Origin of the sequence: Streptomyces sp. NPDC014676 (assembly GCF_043084105.1) — a bacterium.
In the GTDB taxonomy this organism is placed as follows: Bacteria; Actinomycetota; Actinomycetes; order Streptomycetales; family Streptomycetaceae; genus Streptomyces.
This window is the reverse complement of sequence record NZ_JBIBZI010000026.1, coordinates 20,613-36,729: the sequence shown is the minus strand read 5'-3', so window position 1 is coordinate 36,729 and position 16,117 is coordinate 20,613. Positions and strand designations below refer to the sequence as shown.

The 16,117-nt window shown below is 69.8% G+C and carries 12 protein-coding genes and 2 pseudogenes; 8 read left to right on the top strand and 6 right to left on the bottom strand.

Translation table 11 applies throughout. From position 1 onward, the window contains the following. Window positions 1-309 precede the first annotated feature (309 nt). A pseudogene (locus ACF1DX_RS37660) lies at window positions 310-440 on the top strand (IS5/IS1182 family transposase); the annotation flags it as partial. Between the two features lie 82 nt (window positions 441-522). On the opposite strand, the gene ACF1DX_RS37655 reads toward ACF1DX_RS37660, so the two are convergent. Further along, window positions 523-1,692, bottom strand: coding sequence for a Cmx/CmrA family chloramphenicol efflux MFS transporter (locus tag ACF1DX_RS37655; protein ID WP_391795651.1), 1,170 nt, complete (start codon window positions 1,690-1,692; stop codon window positions 523-525). 320 nt (window positions 1,693-2,012) lie between these two features. On the opposite strand from ACF1DX_RS37655, the gene ACF1DX_RS37650 reads away from it, so the two are divergent. Continuing rightward, window positions 2,013-2,285, top strand: coding sequence for a hypothetical protein (locus ACF1DX_RS37650; protein ID WP_391795650.1), 273 nt, complete (start codon window positions 2,013-2,015; stop codon window positions 2,283-2,285). A gap of 227 nt (window positions 2,286-2,512) precedes the next feature. Beyond that, a complete protein-coding gene (gvpJ, locus tag ACF1DX_RS37645; RefSeq protein ID WP_391795649.1) occupies window positions 2,513-2,878 on the top strand; it encodes a gas vesicle protein GvpJ in 366 nt (121 codons plus the stop codon). Between the two features lie 319 nt (window positions 2,879-3,197). Here gvpJ and ACF1DX_RS37640 read toward each other — a convergent pair whose 3' ends face one another. Both ACF1DX_RS37640 and ACF1DX_RS37635 read right to left on the bottom strand, forming a co-directional pair. Next, the gene (locus tag ACF1DX_RS37640; RefSeq protein ID WP_391795648.1) at window positions 3,198-6,368 is read right to left on the bottom strand and encodes an NACHT domain-containing protein; all 3,171 of its coding nucleotides are present in this window, start codon (window positions 6,366-6,368) and stop codon (window positions 3,198-3,200) included. 345 nt (window positions 6,369-6,713) lie between these two features. Continuing rightward, window positions 6,714-7,319: a lytic polysaccharide monooxygenase gene (locus ACF1DX_RS37635; protein ID WP_391795664.1), complete on the bottom strand. Its 606-nt coding sequence runs from the start codon at window positions 7,317-7,319 to the stop codon at window positions 6,714-6,716. A gap of 1,395 nt (window positions 7,320-8,714) precedes the next feature. Between ACF1DX_RS37635 and ACF1DX_RS37630 the strand changes: the two genes are divergently transcribed. Both ACF1DX_RS37630 and ACF1DX_RS37625 read left to right on the top strand, forming a co-directional pair. After that, window positions 8,715-9,488, top strand: a complete 774-nt coding sequence (locus ACF1DX_RS37630) for a calcium-binding protein (protein WP_391795647.1) — start codon at window positions 8,715-8,717, stop codon at window positions 9,486-9,488. Between the two features lie 49 nt (window positions 9,489-9,537). Further along, the gene (locus tag ACF1DX_RS37625; RefSeq protein WP_391795646.1) at window positions 9,538-9,894 is read left to right on the top strand and encodes a transposase; all 357 of its coding nucleotides are present in this window, start codon (window positions 9,538-9,540) and stop codon (window positions 9,892-9,894) included. A gap of 95 nt (window positions 9,895-9,989) precedes the next feature. On the opposite strand, the gene ACF1DX_RS37620 is transcribed toward ACF1DX_RS37625, so the two are convergent. Beyond that, window positions 9,990-12,230, bottom strand: a complete 2,241-nt coding sequence (locus ACF1DX_RS37620) for an MMPL family transporter (RefSeq protein ID WP_391795645.1) — start codon at window positions 12,228-12,230, stop codon at window positions 9,990-9,992. 250 nt (window positions 12,231-12,480) lie between these two features. Here ACF1DX_RS37620 and ACF1DX_RS37615 point away from each other — a divergent pair, with 250 nt between their 5' ends. Continuing rightward, entirely contained in the window at window positions 12,481-13,236 is a 756-nt protein-coding gene (locus ACF1DX_RS37615) for a TetR/AcrR family transcriptional regulator (protein WP_391795644.1), read from the top strand. A 79-nt stretch (window positions 13,237-13,315) separates the two neighbouring features. Here ACF1DX_RS37615 and ACF1DX_RS37610 read toward each other — a convergent pair whose 3' ends face one another. After that, the gene (locus ACF1DX_RS37610; protein ID WP_391795643.1) at window positions 13,316-14,203 is read right to left on the bottom strand and encodes an LLM class flavin-dependent oxidoreductase; all 888 of its coding nucleotides are present in this window, start codon (window positions 14,201-14,203) and stop codon (window positions 13,316-13,318) included. 247 nt (window positions 14,204-14,450) lie between these two features. Between ACF1DX_RS37610 and ACF1DX_RS37605 the strand changes: the two are divergent. Continuing rightward, a pseudogene (locus ACF1DX_RS37605) lies at window positions 14,451-14,977 on the top strand (transposase); the annotation flags it as partial. A 193-nt stretch (window positions 14,978-15,170) separates the two neighbouring features. Next, window positions 15,171-15,413 carry a hypothetical protein gene (locus ACF1DX_RS37600; RefSeq protein WP_391795642.1) on the top strand — a complete coding sequence of 81 codons (243 nt, stop codon included), beginning with the start codon at window positions 15,171-15,173 and terminating at the stop codon, window positions 15,411-15,413. A 347-nt stretch (window positions 15,414-15,760) separates the two neighbouring features. On the opposite strand, the gene ACF1DX_RS37595 is transcribed toward ACF1DX_RS37600, so the two are convergent. Beyond that, a complete protein-coding gene (locus tag ACF1DX_RS37595; protein WP_391795641.1) occupies window positions 15,761-16,003 on the bottom strand; it encodes a hypothetical protein in 243 nt (80 codons plus the stop codon). Window positions 16,004-16,117: the final 114 nt, after the last annotated feature.

Sequence of the window (16,117 nt, the reverse complement as noted above, 5' to 3'; positions counted from 1 at the left end):
CGGCGGAGAGCCGGTCGTCCACGGCCTCCGCCGACACGACCACTGCCGGCTCGTTGGCCCGGCTGGTACTCGTATCCCTTGGCCGGCACGAGCGGCACACTGGAAGTCGCGATTGCTCAGGCCGTCGGTGGCGAGGAAGTGTCCGTCAGCATCATGGGAGCCGAGACATCCGAGCTTCGGCTGCGTACGGACACACTCCTGTCCGCCTTCGCCGGCAACTGATCACCGGTGTGTTCGACTGGAGCGTTTCACGGCCTGCTGATGCCTGACTTCTTGGGCGCCTGAGGTGTCTGTCCTGCCGCACTCGACCTGCCTCACACGCTGGCCGAGTGGGTAACCCGCCCATCGTCACCCGTGAAGGTGACCACCGCTGCAAACTTCCGCCTCATCGGCGTGCCCTTGCCGGCCTGGTCCACCTTCGCCGGCACGACACTCCGGCGTGGGCGATCCGGTGGCTGCGGCAGCGCTCCACGAGCCTTTGGCGTCCCTCGATGTTCAAGGGGCCGTTCGTGTGTCACTGGATCACTCCGGTGCTCCGGCCGGCTTCGATCGCAGTGCGGAGGGGAATGCGATGAGCAGCGCGACAGCGACCAGGAGCCCGCTTGCCCACAGAGGCCCGAGGCTCCCGGCAGCGGTGCTGAGGGTGGCCGCGGCGACGAGAGGGCCGGCGGCGGCGCCGACGTTGAGGGCCACGGTCGCATACGAGCCGGCCATGGTAGGGGCTTCCATGGCCTCGTAGAGGACCCGCGTGATCAGCGTGCCGCCCAGCGCGAACGACAGCGCGCCCTGCACGAACACGAGGGCGAACAGGACGACCGGCTCGTCGGCCGACAGGGCCAGGCCCGGCCAGCCGAGGAGCAGCAGTGGGCCGCCGACTGAGATGACCGACCCGGGTCGCCGGTCGGACAGCCGGCCGGCGACGGTGACGCCCACGAAGGAACCGGCGCCGAAGAGCACCAGAGCGACGGAGATCCACCACTCGCCCAGCCCGGCGATGTCGGTCACCACGGGGGCGAGGAAGGTGAAGCTCGCGAACGTCGCCGCGTTCACCAGCGCGCCGAGCAGCATCACCAGGATCAATCGAGGTCTGGTGAGCTGGGCGAGCTCCGCTCGCAACGCCGGCCTGCCAGTCGCCTCGTCCTCGTCACGTCCTGCCGGGATTCCCTTCAGGATGCCGAGAGCCGCGGGCAGGCAGAGAGCGGCGACCGCCCAGAAGGTGGCCCGCCAGCCGAGCAACGTGCCGAGTACCGAGCCGCCGGGGACACCGGCGATCGTGGCCACCGTCGTGCCTGACAGCAGCACGGCCAGCGCACGTCCCTTCCTGTCGGGCGGGACCAGCGTGGCGGCAGCCGTCAGGGCGACGGCGAGGAACCCTGCGTTCGCGAGCGCGGCGACGACCCGGGTGGCGAACAGGACCGGGAAGCTGGTGGTGAGGGCGCCCACGGCGTGAGCTGCCGCGAAAACGAGGACGAACCCGAGAAGGCTGGAGCGCCTGGGCCAGTCGCGGGCCAGCGCGGCCACGAGGGGGGCACCGACCGTCATGCCGATCGCGAAGGCCGAGGTGAGCGTTCCGGCTGTCCCGACGGTGACATCGAGGTCCGAGGCGATGTCCGGCAGGAGGCCGGCGAGCATGAATTCCGAGGTGCCCATGGCGAAGACGGCCAGGGAAAGCAGGTACAGCGGGAGAGGCATCGAGTGGCTCCGAGACGAGGAGAAGCGCGAGAAGGTCATCTCGTCACCGCGGCCAGCCCCGAGGGCACACCCGGCCGGCCGCAGAACGCGGCGCGACGACAGGGCTATGAGCTCAGTGGTTCAGGGGGCTGACGGCGTGACCGAAAGCCCCCACCGTGTCCGACTCAGGACTCGACATGGCCCGCACGCTACCTGACCGATGCCCGTCGAGGCACCTCGGTTTCACCGGCACGGGCCTGTGACACCAACGTCATGTCCCGCACCAGCAGTGCTGCGACCAGGAAGGTCCACCGGGGCGTGGCCGGGCCGGCCTGGCTCGCATGGTGGAGTTCGACGGGACGGAGGTCGTTGCGCTCGAGGACGCGGCAGCCTTTGAGGACTGGCCGGCCGGCCATCACACCCGCTGTGAGGGTGTGTGGGTCAAGGTGGCGAAGAAGGCGTCGGGGACCGTGTCGGTCACGGATGACGAACTGGTCGACGTGGGACTGCGCTGGGGCTGGATCCCCGGGCAGCACCGGGCCTGGACGACCGGTACTACCTGCAGAAGTACGGGCCACGGCGACGGCCCGAACCTGCATCCACGGCTGGGCTGAACCGAGCACGGCCGCCCCTTTCCCGCCGGCGCGGAGGACCGGCTCCGTTCCGGACGTCCGTTTGAGTGGCGGAGCAGGGGTAATCCGCAAGAAGGACGCTGCCCGCCGGGCAGCCGAGAACCACGGGCCGTGCGAGGCCCTCGTCCGCATCCCGGACTCCGCCGGGCCGGGCGTGCGGCAGGTCGCCGGAACGGGCCCACACCACCTGAGGGAAGGGACTGGTCGCGGTGACCGTAGTGGCGCAGCAGGGCGGTGGGGGAGGATCCAGCGGTCTCTACGACGTGCTGGAACTGATCCTCGACCGAGGCCTGGTGATCGACGCCTTCGTACGCGTCTCGCTCGTCGGCATCGAGATAGTGAAGATCGACGTGCGCATCGTGGTGGCCAGCGTCGACACCTATCTGCGCTTTGCCGAGGCCTGCAACCGTCTTGACCTGGAGGCAGGCCCGCGCAAGCCTGCCGGAGTGACCGAACTGCCGGGACGCGTCAAGGAGTCGGGTGCGCGCGGTGCGACGAAGGGTCTCCTGTCCGGAGCCGCCGAGACGATCTCCGACGCCTTCCGGCAGGCCCGCGGGGAGAGTCACAGGCGGTGACCGGCCGTGAAGCCGAACCGCCGATGCCCTGAGGCAGGATGGCCCTGTGTCGCATGCGCGGCGATTCCGGTTGCATGTCGGTCGGCCCGGTGTGTCCGACGAGGCCGTCACCCGCACTCCGTGGAGCGTCCAGCCGGGGTCCGCGTGACCGGGAGAAGCGGGGTGGGCGCGGAGTGGAAGCAGGTCCGGGTGGCAGGCTCCGCCTTCATGGACAGGCAGCGGTTCCGGCAGCTCATCGTGGCAGCCCGTCATCAGGCGTCCGACCCGAACGACGGCGAAACGGTCGCTCGCGAGGCGACCGCGCCGCCGGCCCAACTGCCTACTCCGGCGGGCCGGCGGCCGGATCGTGGGGGCGCGCGATCAGGGCCCGGTCCTCCGCCGATACGAGGGCGTGCACCAAGGGCCGGTGGGACGCCAGCGTCTGGGACAGCGCGTCGAAGACGGTTGCCGGCAATGGCTGTACCCTCTCGCTGTCACCGGACATGAGCCGAATGAGCTGTGCCAGAAACAGCAGGACGTCGTCGTGCGCGTCGCCGGGGACTCGTCCCCTGTCCTGGTCGAAGGCCGTCAGAAGGGCGTGCACGGCCGACACCAGGTGGGAATGACGCATGTCCATCAGCAGCCGCGTTCCCCGGAGCGCCCGCTCGTAGAGACCGCCCAGCTCCCTGTCGCTCATGGTCGCCCGGTCGGCCAGCAGCAGTTCGAGCAGGTCGTGGGCGAGTGACGAGGCCGGAGCACCGTCCACCGGACTGAACACGGTCATGGCCTGGCCGAGCCACCGGAACACCGGGTCCAGGGCATGCCGCATCACCGAGTCGTTGGTTCCGCCGGACACGGCCGTCTTGTGCCACAGCTCGTCCCAGTACGACCGTGACCAGCCTGGACCTCCGCTGCCTCGTGGATAGCGGAAGTGCCAGTTCATGTCGAGGGGCTGCGGTGGGGTGCCTGGCCCGGAGCGAAGCGATATCTCCAGGGCCCGGCCCTCGTCGTCCCACGTGTGACGCACGTCGAGGGACAGGGCGAAGTCCGTCCACTGGCTCTCGTTCATCGCCGAGCGCCACAGCAGGCAGTGCCGGTGCCAGGCACCCGGCGGGTCCGCGGAGCCCGGGAACAGTTCGGCGGCGGAGCAGCGCTCGGCGAGCAGCACCGTCAGGAGCACGAGGTTGGAACCGTACAGGCCGTGGCGTGTCGTGGTACGCAGCAGGGTGGGCCGGTAGGCCGGGTGCTGGTCGCCGGTGCGTGTCGTGTGCTGGGTCAGGACCTGGATGAGGGTCCGGGTCAGCCGGCGCCGTTCAGCCGCGGACAGCCTGCCGGTCAGCGACCGCGCGAAACGCAGCATCTGCCGGGACGCCAGGGAGGTGTAGGAAAGCAGTGCGTAGGCGAGGTCGTCGTCGATGCGGGTGTCCCCGAGGGAGAGCGCGGGGCGGGGTGCGAGCAGGTCGGTGAGCAGGTGCAGGGCGAGGCGTACGGCCAGATACTCGCCGAAGGTCGCGTGCAGGAACTCATAGGTGGCGAGTACCTGGCCGTCCCGCACCGACTGGGCTCGCTGGACGAAGAAGAAGCGGCCGAGGGCCGTTTCGGCGGCGGTGAGCGGGGTGCGGAAGCCCGGTGGCCGTACCGGCTGCCTGCCCAGTACGGCGGTGAGGTCCTGCTCGAGTTCGTCGGCCGACACCCACTGGCGGCCCCGGTTCAGCTGGGCGAAGGCCACGAGAGACAGGCGTTGCAGTTCCTGCTCGACGAGGGCGGCCGTGTTCTCGTCGGGGACGGCGTGGAGTGTCGTCTTGCCGACCTCGCGCCGGGCGAAGGAGGACAGCAGTTGCTCGTACAACTCGGTGACGTCGAAGTCGTCGCCGGCGCGCCGCAGAGCGCCCTCGGCGGCGTCGTACAGCGCGAGCATCGTCAACAGCAGGGGCTGGGAGGCCAGTTCGGCGTGCCGTTCGAGGTGCTGCCAGGTGAGCGGGCCGCGGCCGTGCGCCGGGAATCCGGCCGTGTTGGCCTCGTTCCACACGGCCAGCCAGGTCGTGATCTGCTCGGCGCGGAAGGGTTCCAGGCGCAGGACGACCATGCCGGTGGGGTATCGGGCGCGGTCGGCCACGGAGGTCCGGCTCGTCACCAAGGCCAGCACGGGGCGTCCCTGATCCGCCTCGCGCCGTTGGAACTGGGACACGCGCTCCAGGAAGTTGGTCTGGTGGACGCCGGTCGTCTGCAGCAACTCGTCGAAGCCGTCCAGGAGCAGAACGGGAGTACTGCCGCCTGCCGCGCGCACCAGTTCCGGCCAGCCGACCCGTTCGCCGGTGGAGGCGCGGATCGCCTGTTCGATCTGGTCCTGCAGTTCGTCCTCCACCCGGACGTCCCGCAGCGGCACGCGCACGGGGAGGAAACCGACGGAGGGGAGCCGTGCGGCGAGCACCCGGGTGAGGACGGATTTGCCGGCACCGGGCTGGCCCAGGATCAGCAGGGGCGCCTCGGCGAGCTGAGGAGAGGTGAGGGCCCCGGCCAGGTAGCGGGTGAGGTCTCGGCGGAGAGGCAGTCGCCCCCACCACGCGTGGTCGGCCGGTGCGGTCTGCCCGGAAACGGCACTGACGCGGAAGTCCGGGTCGAGGTAGAGGTCCTGAAGGGTGGGGATCCTGATGCCGTCCGGCGCCGACGCGGCGTCCAGCACCGGGTGGGCGAGCGCCGCCCGGTGAGCGCGTGCCAGAGCGGAGGCCACGTCGACCGGCGGGCGCAGCGCCTCGGTGGTGCGGGTGAGAAGGGTCTCGATCCCGGACAGGGCACGGCCGACGTCCGTATGGATCGCCTGCTGCGCCACGTGCGTGACCCAGAAGCCGAATTCGGGTGCCTCCTTGGCGAGTTCGACGTACAGGCTCTGGTATCGGTCATGGGCCGCGCGCGGCAGGTCGTCCATGAGAGCCGTACGGGCCCGAAGGCGCCGCGACGCGTCCATGCGCTCCCAGAGGACAAGGCCTTCCAGGAAGGCGCAGAACCTGCGGGCGTAGTCCGCGTAACTCGCGAGCAGCATCGCGGTGAGCGCCGAGGCCGGTATGTGCGGTGCCGGGCAGGGCAGGTCCGTGGCGAGCAGCAGCGACACCAGATCCGACGTCTGCGGGGGCGAGCCCGCTTCGGTTCGGGCAAGGGTGAGTTGCTCGTCCCGGGTCAAGCGCACCTCGGCGAGGGCGAACGGAAGCTCCAACTCCTCCATCGCCTCGAAGAAGGCCACCACGACGATGACCGTGTGCGCCGCGCGCAGCACATCGGTCCGCTCCGCACGCCCCTGGGTACGGTCCAGACGGGCGCCGACGCCGCGGATCGCGTCGCGTCCGAGTCCGAGGAGGCGTCCGTTGGCGTCGGCCATGCCGATCACCGTGCCGCTGACCCCGGCGGTCGCCAGATTCAACGCCCCACCGAGCGCCCGGTCCAACGCCGCCAGTCGCGGCGGCTCGGCACCGAGAAGCACCAGCGCGTCGGCGAACGCCAGGAGTCCGCGTGCCACGATGTCCCTCACTCCCGCATCTGTACAGGCTCGGTCGGGACCGACGCTACCGCGCGTCGGTGGCCCTGTCGGCACGATCGCGAAGGACACGGAGGCCGGTGCGATACGCACCGGTGGGCCGACGGTGCCGAGGATTCTCCATGACCGTGCTGAGTGCCGGAGTCGTACGACGAGACGGTGGGGAGCCGGCTGCCGCGCGATCGGGTGTGCTCCCACCAGGAGCGCAGGGAGCTCCGTCGGGGCAGGGTGACCGAACGGGTCCCCTGCCCCGACGGAGCTCGGTCGGCCGGGCGGTGGATCACCGGCGCCCGGCGGAGGCCGGTGCCGTGTGCGGCGCTCTCCGGCTCAGCCGAAGTTCACGTCGCTGCACCACATGTAGGCCTGGTCGAGGTGCGAGGCCTGCCAGATCACGAACAGGATGTGGTGTCCGGTGTAGCCGGAGGTGTTGACGTTGAACCTGATGTCCTGTGCCGGGGCGTAGCGGCCGGTCTGCGTGATGAAGTCGAGGTTGCCCCAGCCCAGGGTCTGGGTCTTGGGGTTGAAGCCCTGCTTGCTCACGTAGACCCTGAAGTAGTCGGCACCGTGGGACGCCTGGTCGTACAGCTGGACCGTGAAGTTGTTGCTGATGTTGGTCGTCTTCCACTGCCCGGGCTTGTCCAGGCTGGCGTTCCTCGAGAGGTTGTTGCTGCAGAGCGTCCCGTCGGGGGTCCGTGCCTGGAACTGGCCCCCGAGGCCGTCGCGGAGTGCGCTCATCCAGTTCCACATGGTGTCGGGGTTGGCCTGGAACGCCTGGTAACACATGGGGTCTTCGGTCTGCATGGCCGGGTTCGTGTGGTTGCTGCCCCACGTCTTCCAGCACTGGTACGCACGGGAGGCGGGGTTGACGATGGTGCCGTGAGCCTGGGCGGGGGCCGACCAGGTCAGTGCGCCGACAACCACGGCGAACACCATGACGAACGCCTGGAGAGGCCGGCGGAGGAGCGACCGTGACCGCCCGGTCAATGGACTCTGTTTGAGCATGTGGGGGGAACTCCTTCCAGTTGCAAGACTGTCATGGGAGCGCTCCCAACGGTACGACTTCCGAGTGAAATGTCAATGAAGCAAACGAAGTTGATCACAGAGGTGGGTGGTGAGCAGGGAATCTGCCGTGAGCCGGGAGCCACAACCGTTCCCGGGGCCGGAAAGCGAGGATGCGGCCCGGACCGGTGTGCGGGGCGATGCCGGGGAAGGACATGCGCAGCATGGCGACGGGACCCGGTTCCGGCGTGAGGGCTGTCCGGTTCCACAACACGCCAGATCCCAGGTACCGATGGTGTGCTTCCGTACACCCGAGTCGTCCTCGCCGGGCAAGTCGCCCGGTGGGAACTGTGACTGCACGGCGCATCGGGCGGGGAGCGCGGCCAATGGCACGCGGCGTGAACGCGCGTACTCCTCGGATCCGAACCGACGGCACTGGAGCATGGACGCCGTAGTGAGGGAAGCCGTCGGCAACACAGATCAGTCCCGGCGCGCTCCCACTCACCTGGGCCGCCGCCGCAACCCCAAGGCGCTCGTGGACCAGGTGCCGGAACACTTTTTGGTGGACCGTCGCCCAGGTCATGGAGGAGAGACCTGGCCGATCATGCCCGGGTCCCTTCCATGTTCGCTGACACGGCCGTTCCGGACAGGGCTGCCCCGCGGTGGGCGGGCGGCATGGGCTGTGGCTCGGCCGTCGCCAGTTCCCCACTGACGATGTTTTCCCTGCCGAGCCCTCGCCCTCACCCGCATAACGGCCACCAGCTCGACGATCCGTCGGTAGTCCACCGCGAGCACCTCCACGGCCGCCGCCTCGTGCCAGTGCGACACGACAGCCCCCGCGCCAAAAGTCTCTTCGACCACCGCCGGTACCTCCCCCGCACCCGTGGCGGGCACTCCGCCACGTACGGAATGGCCAGGGTCTGGAGGAGCTCCTCCAGGTCGATCACCCGACGTTTCAACACCGCTCCGCCTCGGCGGATCCGGCCGCGATGCGTTCCGCCTGAGGGCGAAGCTCCTCAACCCGCAGGCGGGCAGCCACCTTCCGCTCCTCCGGCAATCCCAGCCATCGACTGCGTCAGCCAACTCACCTTCACTGGGCCAGAATTGAGCTAGCGAACCCTGCCGTGGCGGCACCGGGAACATGCCTGACCGAAGACGCCCGACCATCGCATCCGGAGGGATATCGGCTTACCATGACGCCGCGTCGATTCGCGGTCCTGCAGATCCGGACCAGCAGGGGAGACCGTCTTGACGACCGGGTCCGCCCGGTCCCCGGCAGCACCACGCCAAGCAGGTCGGTCCACCGTCACTCCACCGGGATGAGGTCTGATGAACCGAAACAGAGCCACCGTCACAGCGGTCGCCGTGACCCTGTTCACCGCCGGCCTCGGCGTCGGCCCGGCAGCCGCTGCCGCCACCGCCGCCGAGACGAAGGCCCGCGTCGGAGCCGACTGGGCGACCCAGTCGATCGTCTTCACCGCCGCTGCGGGACAGACCAACAACCTCAGCATATTCTCCATGTACACCAGCGACGGGATCCGGCGGATCGGCTTCAGCGACGTGGTCCCGCTCGAACCGGGCGACCACTGTGCGTACTCCAGACCCGAGGACACCACCTCCGTCGTCTGTGAACTGCCCGCCGACAGCCCCCGGCCCGACAGGATCGACGTCTTCCTCGGCGACGGCAACGACACGATCGCGGCCTTCACCCCCGGGATCGGTACCGTCAGCGGCGGCCCCGGCGACGACGAACTGCACGCCCACACCGCACGCAGGGTGCTGGGCGGCGCGGGGAACGACATGGTCATGGGGCCCGCAGCCCTGCACGGCGGCGACGGCATGGACCACCTGATGGGTGACAGCGGCAACCAGCAGATGTGGGGCGGCCGGGGCGACGACATGATCGAGGGCTACGGAGGTGACGACACCGTGCACGCGGGCCCCGGCGACGACCACGCCATGGGCGGGGACGGCCGCGACATCGTCCTCGGCGGCCCCGGCAACGACACACTGGACGGCGAAGGCGGCGACGACGTCGTCTGCGGTGGCACCGGAAAGGACGCCCTCGAAGGCGGACCCGGCCGCGACATCGTCCTGCCGTAAGAGAGCATCCGATCCAGGTAGTCGGTCTTCTGGGATGGTTTTGTGACTGGTGGTGTCGGCGGTCGTCGGGCGGTGTGTGCGTGCTCGTCGTCCGTACCGCGGTGATGTGTCCGATGCCCGCTGGGCTCTGATCGAGCCGGTCTTCACGGCCTGGCGGGCGGGAGGGACCGGCCCTGGTACGGCGGCCCGGGTGCGCGAACTGCGGGAGATCGTCAACGCGATCCTGTACGTCAACCGCACCGGCATCCCGTGGGAGACCTGCCGCACGCCTTCCCGCCGTGCAAGACCGTCTATGACTACTACGCGAAGCGGGAAGCCGACGGCACCACCCGGCAGGTCCACGACCTGTTACGCGACAAGCCCCGGCAGGCCCACGGCCGCGGCGCTCAGCCGACCGCGGCCGTGATCGACGCGCAGAGCGTGAAGACCTCGGCAAACGTCGCCGAGACCAGTCAGGGCATCGACGAGTCGCGGTGGGCGGCTGAGCGGTGGTCAGGCGGGTCACACCATGGTCGACTCCTTTGTGTCCGCCCGAGCGGCTGCCGCCGGTCCGGGGGCGGAGGCCGGCTGGGGACCGCCTTCGCTGAGGCCGTACCGCGCGTGGAACGTGCGCAGGAAGCCGGGCGCGTACCAGGCCGAGCTCCCCAGCAGGCGCATCGCGGCGGGGACGAGCACGCCGCGGACGGCGAGGGCATCGATGAGGATGGCCAGTCCGCTACCGAGGCCGAACATCTGTATGAAGCTGAGTTCGGCGGTGCCGAAGGCGAAGAAACTCACCGCGAGCAGGAAGGCGGCCGCGCTGACGATGCGCCCGGTGTGGCCGAGGCCGTTGACCACGGCGGTCTCGTTGTCCGCTCCCTGGTCGTGAAGTTCCTTGATCCGGCTGGTGACGAAGACCTCGTAGTCCATCGAGAGGCCGAAGCCGATGCAGAACATCAGCACGGTCATCGCCAGCTCCATCGGCTGGGCGGTGAAGCCGAGCGGTGAGGAGAGGTTGCCGTCCTGGAAGATCCAGGTCATCACACCGAGGGTGGCACCCAGGCTGATCAGGTTGAGGATCAGCGCGCGCAACGGCTGCACGACGCTGCCGGTGAACAGGAAGAGCAGCAGGAAGGTGCTGAGGACGACCAGGGTCACGGCCAGCGGGAGTTTGTCGGCGATGGATTCCTTGGCGTCGACCAGTACGGCGTCGTTCCCGCCGACCAAGGGGTCCGTCCCCGGGGGCGGAGTCACCGAGCGTATCTGCTTGACCAGGCCCTCGGCCGCCTCCGACTTCGGCGTCAGGCTGCTCACCACACTGATCCGCTGTGCGTCGGGCCGGCCGAGGGCGGAGTCGGCCGGGCCGGTCGCGGCGGGCCGTCCCGCGCTGTAGGTGCCCGCGCTGGTCTCGACACGCTCGACGCCCTTGAGCGCGGCCAGTCGCCCCGCGTACGAGGCCAGCGGGGCTTCGGCCACGGAGGTGTCGATGGTGATGAAGACGGCCGAGTCCTCGCTGCCGCCGAACTCCTCCCGGAGGACCTGCGAGACCTGGCGGCTCTCGGCGTCCTCGGGCAGCACGCGTTCGTCCGTCGTTCCGAAGGTGATGTTCAGCAGGGGGCTTGCCGCCAGCAGCAGCACGGCGAGAACGGGCACCGCTGTGAGCACGGGACGCCGCATGACGGTGCGTGCCAGCCGTCCCCACATGGATGCCTGAGCCTCGGAGCGCCGCGACTTCGCCCATGGCATCCGCCCGCCGTTGACCCGGTGTCCCAGAACCTTCAGCAGGGCGGGCATCACGAACAGGGTGCTCAGGGCGGCGATGGCGACGACGCCGACCCCGGTGAAGCCGAACGAGCGCAGGAAGTACTGCGGGAACACCATGAGGGCTGCCAAGGCCGCCGCGACGGTCGCTGCGGAGAAGGCGACGGTGCGGCCCGCGGTGTGCATCGTCCGTCGGACGGCGTCGTCCACGCTCACACCGGCCGCGATCTGCTCCCGGAAGCGGCTGACCATCAACAGGGCGTAGTCGATGCCCAGTCCGAGGCCCAGGGCGGTGGTGAGGTTGGTCGCGGTGTCGGCCACGTCGGTGACGCTGCCGAGCAGGAAGAGCTGGGCGAACGAGCCGATGACGGCGATGACGGCGATGACGAGAGGCAACAGCGCCGCGACGACGCTGCCGAAGACGATCAGGAGCAGCACAAGGGTCAGCGGTATGGCGATCGCCTCGGCGAGGATCAGATCCTCGACCACCTGGTTCGACAGGTCGGCTCCTACCGCGGCGCTTCCCCCGGCCCGGACGGTGAGGGTGTCCTTGTAGGAGCCGCTGTAGGTGTCCAGGATCGCGATGGCGCTTTCCCGTTGCTCGGTGGTGTCTCCTTTCACGTGGGCGAGCACCATGGCTTCACGGCCGTCCTCGGAACGCAGGTCCGGGCTGTTCGTCTCCCAGAAGGAGACGACGTTGCTGAGCCGCTCGTCCTTCTTGAGCTCGGCCACCAGGTCCCGGCCGTTCTCCTCGGCGGCGGGAGTGTCGATGCGGCCGTCGGGGGAGCGGACCAGCAGGACGAGGTTGGTCTCGCCGCCGAACTTGTCGGCGATGACGTTCGCTGCCCGCGTGGAGGGGGAGGAGGGGTCGTCGAAGCCGCCTCCCTTCAGCTTGTCGAAGGCGCCGGCGCCCACTGCGCCCATCAGTGCCACGGCCAAGGCGGCCACGACCAGTACCAGCCGGGACCGGCGGATCGCCAGGTCGGCCATACGTTCGAACACGAGTGGATCTCCTTCAGGGTTCTTCGGGGAAGACGAGAGGTGGCGGCCGGGCGAGAAGCCGGCGGAACGCGTCGCAGAGCCCTCTTCGCTCCGGCAGAGGGTGCGCGATGCCGCGCTCGTCGCCGCCGGGAACGACGCTAATAAGGCAGCGTGTTTTTGAGCAGAAGGAGATTTACCTGACACTGTCAGGTTTTTCGGGCGGGCGTAGTTCTCTGATGACTAGTCCCGTCAACCGCCTTAGGATCGCCGCATGTTCGCCGAAGAGCCCGCGACGGTCCTGCCGTCCCTGCGCCAGCGACGCCGGGCCGTCGCCACTCGAGAGATCGTGGACGCCGCCGAGCGCCAAATCGCCAGGGACGGGCCGCACGCCCTGTCCCTGCGAGCGGTCGCCCGCGACCTCGGCATGACCGTGCAGGGGCTCTACCACTACTTCCCGAACAGGGACGCCCTCGTCACGGCGTTGGTGGCCAAGGCGTACGACGACCTGGCCGACGCCGTGACGGCAGCCGTCGACGCAGCGGCCGACGAACCGGCTGCACGGCGGTTCCTGGCCGCCACCGAGGGTTATCGCCGCTGGGCCGTCACCCACGTCGAACGATTCCAGCTGCTGTACGGCGCACCGCTGCGCCATTACGAGGCACCTGCCGAGGGCCCGACCACTCAGGCGATGCGCCGAATGAGCATGGTCTTCCAGCGAGAGGTGTTCGATGGGTTCACCACGGAACAACTTGCCGCAGCCGACACCCGGGCGCTCTCGCCGGCTCTGCAGGCGCACCTGGAACCCCTGTTTCCGCATGGCTTGGAAACTCTGCCGCCTTCCGCAGCCGCTCTCCTCCTGGGTGCCTGGGGGCACATGCACGGCATGGTCGTCCTGGAGGCCTTCGGGCACACCTCCTTCATCGGCGAACACCAAGGGGAGATCTTCCGCATGGCCATGCGCGACCTGCTGGAGGACGTCCATCGACGGATCCCCACGCAGCCCCCGGGGACACCGGCTGCCCCTTGAGGGGCGGCGCCGGAAGCACGGCGGCCGCGTGGGCGGCTGCCTGGTTCCGCCGGTCCGCCGTGCCACCGCGCCCGGCGGCCTACCGCCGCAGTGTCTCCAGCAGGCTCCCGAGCTGCCGTACCGGCTCCGCTCCCGCCACTCGCAGGACGACCGTGTCGGCGCCGGCCGCCGCCAGTTCGCGTACGTGGCCGACGGCGTCCTCCGGGCGGCCGGAGACGGTGAACACCTCGTCCGCCGGACGGCCGAGCCAGGCGGCCTGACCTTCCGTGTGCGGGCGCAGCGCCTCGGCGGCGCGGGCGGGGTCCTCGTCCACGCAGGTGAAGGCGAGCACCGTCATCGTGTGCTCCGCGCCCGCGCCGCCCTTGGCCACCAGCTCCCGGGCCGCCGTCACCTCGGCGGGGCCGTGCCCCTCCGCGATCACCGTGCCGTCGGCGACCCGCCCGGACAGCTCCAGCGAACGCGGCCGCACCACTCCCGCGACCACCGGCGGCACCTCGGCCGGCGGGTGAACCAACCGGATCCCGTCCAGCCGCACCTCCCGGCCCTCCAGCTCGACGCGTTCCCCCCGCAGCAGCGCCCGCACGGAGGTGATCGTCTCTTCCAGCAGCGCGAGCGGGGAGCGCGGGGCGAGGCCGACCGCCGTCATCCACTCCTGCACCCCGTGCCCGACCCCGGCCACCAGCCGGCCCGGGAACACCCGCGCCAGAGTGGCCAGTTCCATCGCGAGCAGCGCGGGGCTGCGCAGCGGCGCCGGGGTGATCCCGATGCCGACCCGCAGCCGCTCGGTCGCCCCCAGCGCCACGGCCGCCGCGGACACGCCCCCGTTCCAGCCGAGGTCCTCCACGACCCAGAGGTCGTCCGCGCCGAGCGCCTCGACCTCCCGCGCGAACCCGGGCAGCCCCTCGGGCGCCCAGTCCCGGTCGTACATCACGCCGATCCGAACGCCGTTCCGTGAAGTCGTCGTCATGGACCGCAACCTATGCGTCGTTCGTACCGATGATCAACGGTCGGGACACCGTCGGCCACCGTTCCCGCCCGCGCCACCGTTCCCACGCCCCGTATTCACCGCCGGAGCTCACTCTCGGTACGACGTTCCGGCAGGTCACGGGCACACAACCGATCAGCGGGAGCTGAGATGGCCCACAGTGGCAACGGACACGACCACCACCATCCCCACCACCACGGCCCCGGCCACGGCCGCGGCCAGCGACCGCGGCGGGTCCGGCGAACCGGTCGTGGGCCTTCTGCGGCCCGGCAACGCGGGCTCCAACACCGCCGCCGACCACGTCGAGGCCACGAAACTGATCCTGGCCCAGTTGCGCTTCACCGACGCCGACGGCATGCGTTTGACCTGCTTCGCCACCAACACGGCGGACGAGACGATCGCTGCCCTCGACCTACGCCACCGCCGGCGGGCCCAGGTCGAGGACCGTATCCGTGCCGCCCGTGCCACCGGCCTGCGCAACCTCCCTCTCCACGACACGGCGCAGAACCAGATCTGGCTGGAGCCCGTCCAGATCGCCCTGGACCTACTCGCCGGATACCCCTGCTCGCTCTGACCGGCCAGGCCCGCCGGTGGGAGCCCCGCCGCCTGCGGCTTCGGTTGTTCTCCACCGCCGCCCAGCTCGTCACCACCGGCCGCCGCCGCTGTCTCCGCCTCGCGGAGCACTGGCCCTGGCCCTGGCCCGACGTGATTACGAATGCCCTGAACCGGCTCCACGCTCTCCCGAATCCCGGCTGACCAGCACCTTTCCACCCCTGCGGACAGCAACACCCAACCGGAGCCGTGGAACCCGTCGCCCCCGCCGGTCGTCGATCCGGACCAGATCGCCTGCCTTGAGGTACGACACCACGATCGACTCGGCGGCCTTCTCCACGAGTACGAGCATGCCGCCTGACCTGCCCGGACAAGGATTTCGGCAAGGGCAGGGGTCGTGCGGTGTCCGTCCGGCCAGCCGAGACCGGACAACCGGCCCTCCCCGGAGGCCACCGGGCCCCTCGCCCGCCGCTCCCTCATGGAAGCCGCCGCCCGCTTCGGCCGGCGCCGCGCCTACGGCGACACCACACAGGTCGACGCGCTGTTCACCGAGCAGACCGAGACCGCCTGCACCGAAGCCGCCGACCACGCGCAGCTGGCGACCGCCAAGAACGCCGGCGTCCTCACCGTGCAGCCCTGAGTCCTGGACGCCCGCGGCCGTGTCCTGGCCGACGTCCTCTCCTCGGAGGGCGTCCTGACCGGCGCCCGCAACCGCGGTCTGCCACCGGATGTCTTCGCCGGGCAGTTTTGACCTCACTTGAGCGAGTTGTTCTGGCCCCACCCTCGATCGGGTGAGGTTTTCCGGCTGCCCTGGGATGGAGCGAAGTCAGCTCACGTTGAGCCTGGTTGGTGGCCGTAGCGTGTGATTCACGATGCCCGCCCGGCTGCCTCCCCCTGACAGGAATGCGGCGGGCCTGGCCACACGGGAGTGCTCTTGGCAGTCCGTTGGAACGGACTGCCAAGAGCACTTGGTTCACCGGGAGCGATTTACTGCCATACCCACAGAATGTACTTGCCGCCGCCGATCCCATCGCAGTAGGCGTCGCCAGCGTACGAATCGCGCAGCGATATGCACGTCGAGTACGAGAAGGTGCCGTACTTCACGTAGCCCGGCACGGCAGCGGTCCGGCTGACTTCGGAGGCGGGAGCCGCCTGTGCGGTGGCGACCGACCCGCCGGCCAGTAGAGCGACTCCCGCCGCGAGGCTGGCAACCCATGTACGAGTACGCATGATGCTCCTTCAAGATGACGTGTCGGATGATGCGCCGAGGTCCGGGTTCTACCCTTCCTCCTACGTCTTCGGCATGGGACTTCAGCCGAATCCGGGCAATGCCGAGAATGACCG

What these genes read in the sequence shown, in the direction of transcription:
- ACF1DX_RS37630 (WP_391795647.1), top strand. Translation starts at nt 8,715, where the DNA reads ATGAACCGAAACAGAGCCACCGTCACAGCGGTCGCCGTGACCCTGTTC.
- ACF1DX_RS37655 (WP_391795651.1), bottom strand. Translation starts at nt 1,692, where the DNA reads ATGCCTCTCCCGCTGTACCTGCTTTCCCTGGCCGTCTTCGCCATGGGC.
- ACF1DX_RS37615 (WP_391795644.1), top strand. Translation starts at nt 12,481, where the DNA reads ATGTTCGCCGAAGAGCCCGCGACGGTCCTGCCGTCCCTGCGCCAGCGA.
- ACF1DX_RS37650 (WP_391795650.1), top strand. Translation starts at nt 2,013, where the DNA reads ATGGTGGAGTTCGACGGGACGGAGGTCGTTGCGCTCGAGGACGCGGCA.
- ACF1DX_RS37610 (WP_391795643.1), bottom strand. Translation starts at nt 14,203, where the DNA reads ATGACGACGACTTCACGGAACGGCGTTCGGATCGGCGTGATGTACGAC.
- ACF1DX_RS37635 (WP_391795664.1), bottom strand. Translation starts at nt 7,319, where the DNA reads ATGGTGTTCGCCGTGGTTGTCGGCGCACTGACCTGGTCGGCCCCCGCC.
- ACF1DX_RS37595 (WP_391795641.1), bottom strand. Translation starts at nt 16,003, where the DNA reads ATGCGTACTCGTACATGGGTTGCCAGCCTCGCGGCGGGAGTCGCTCTA.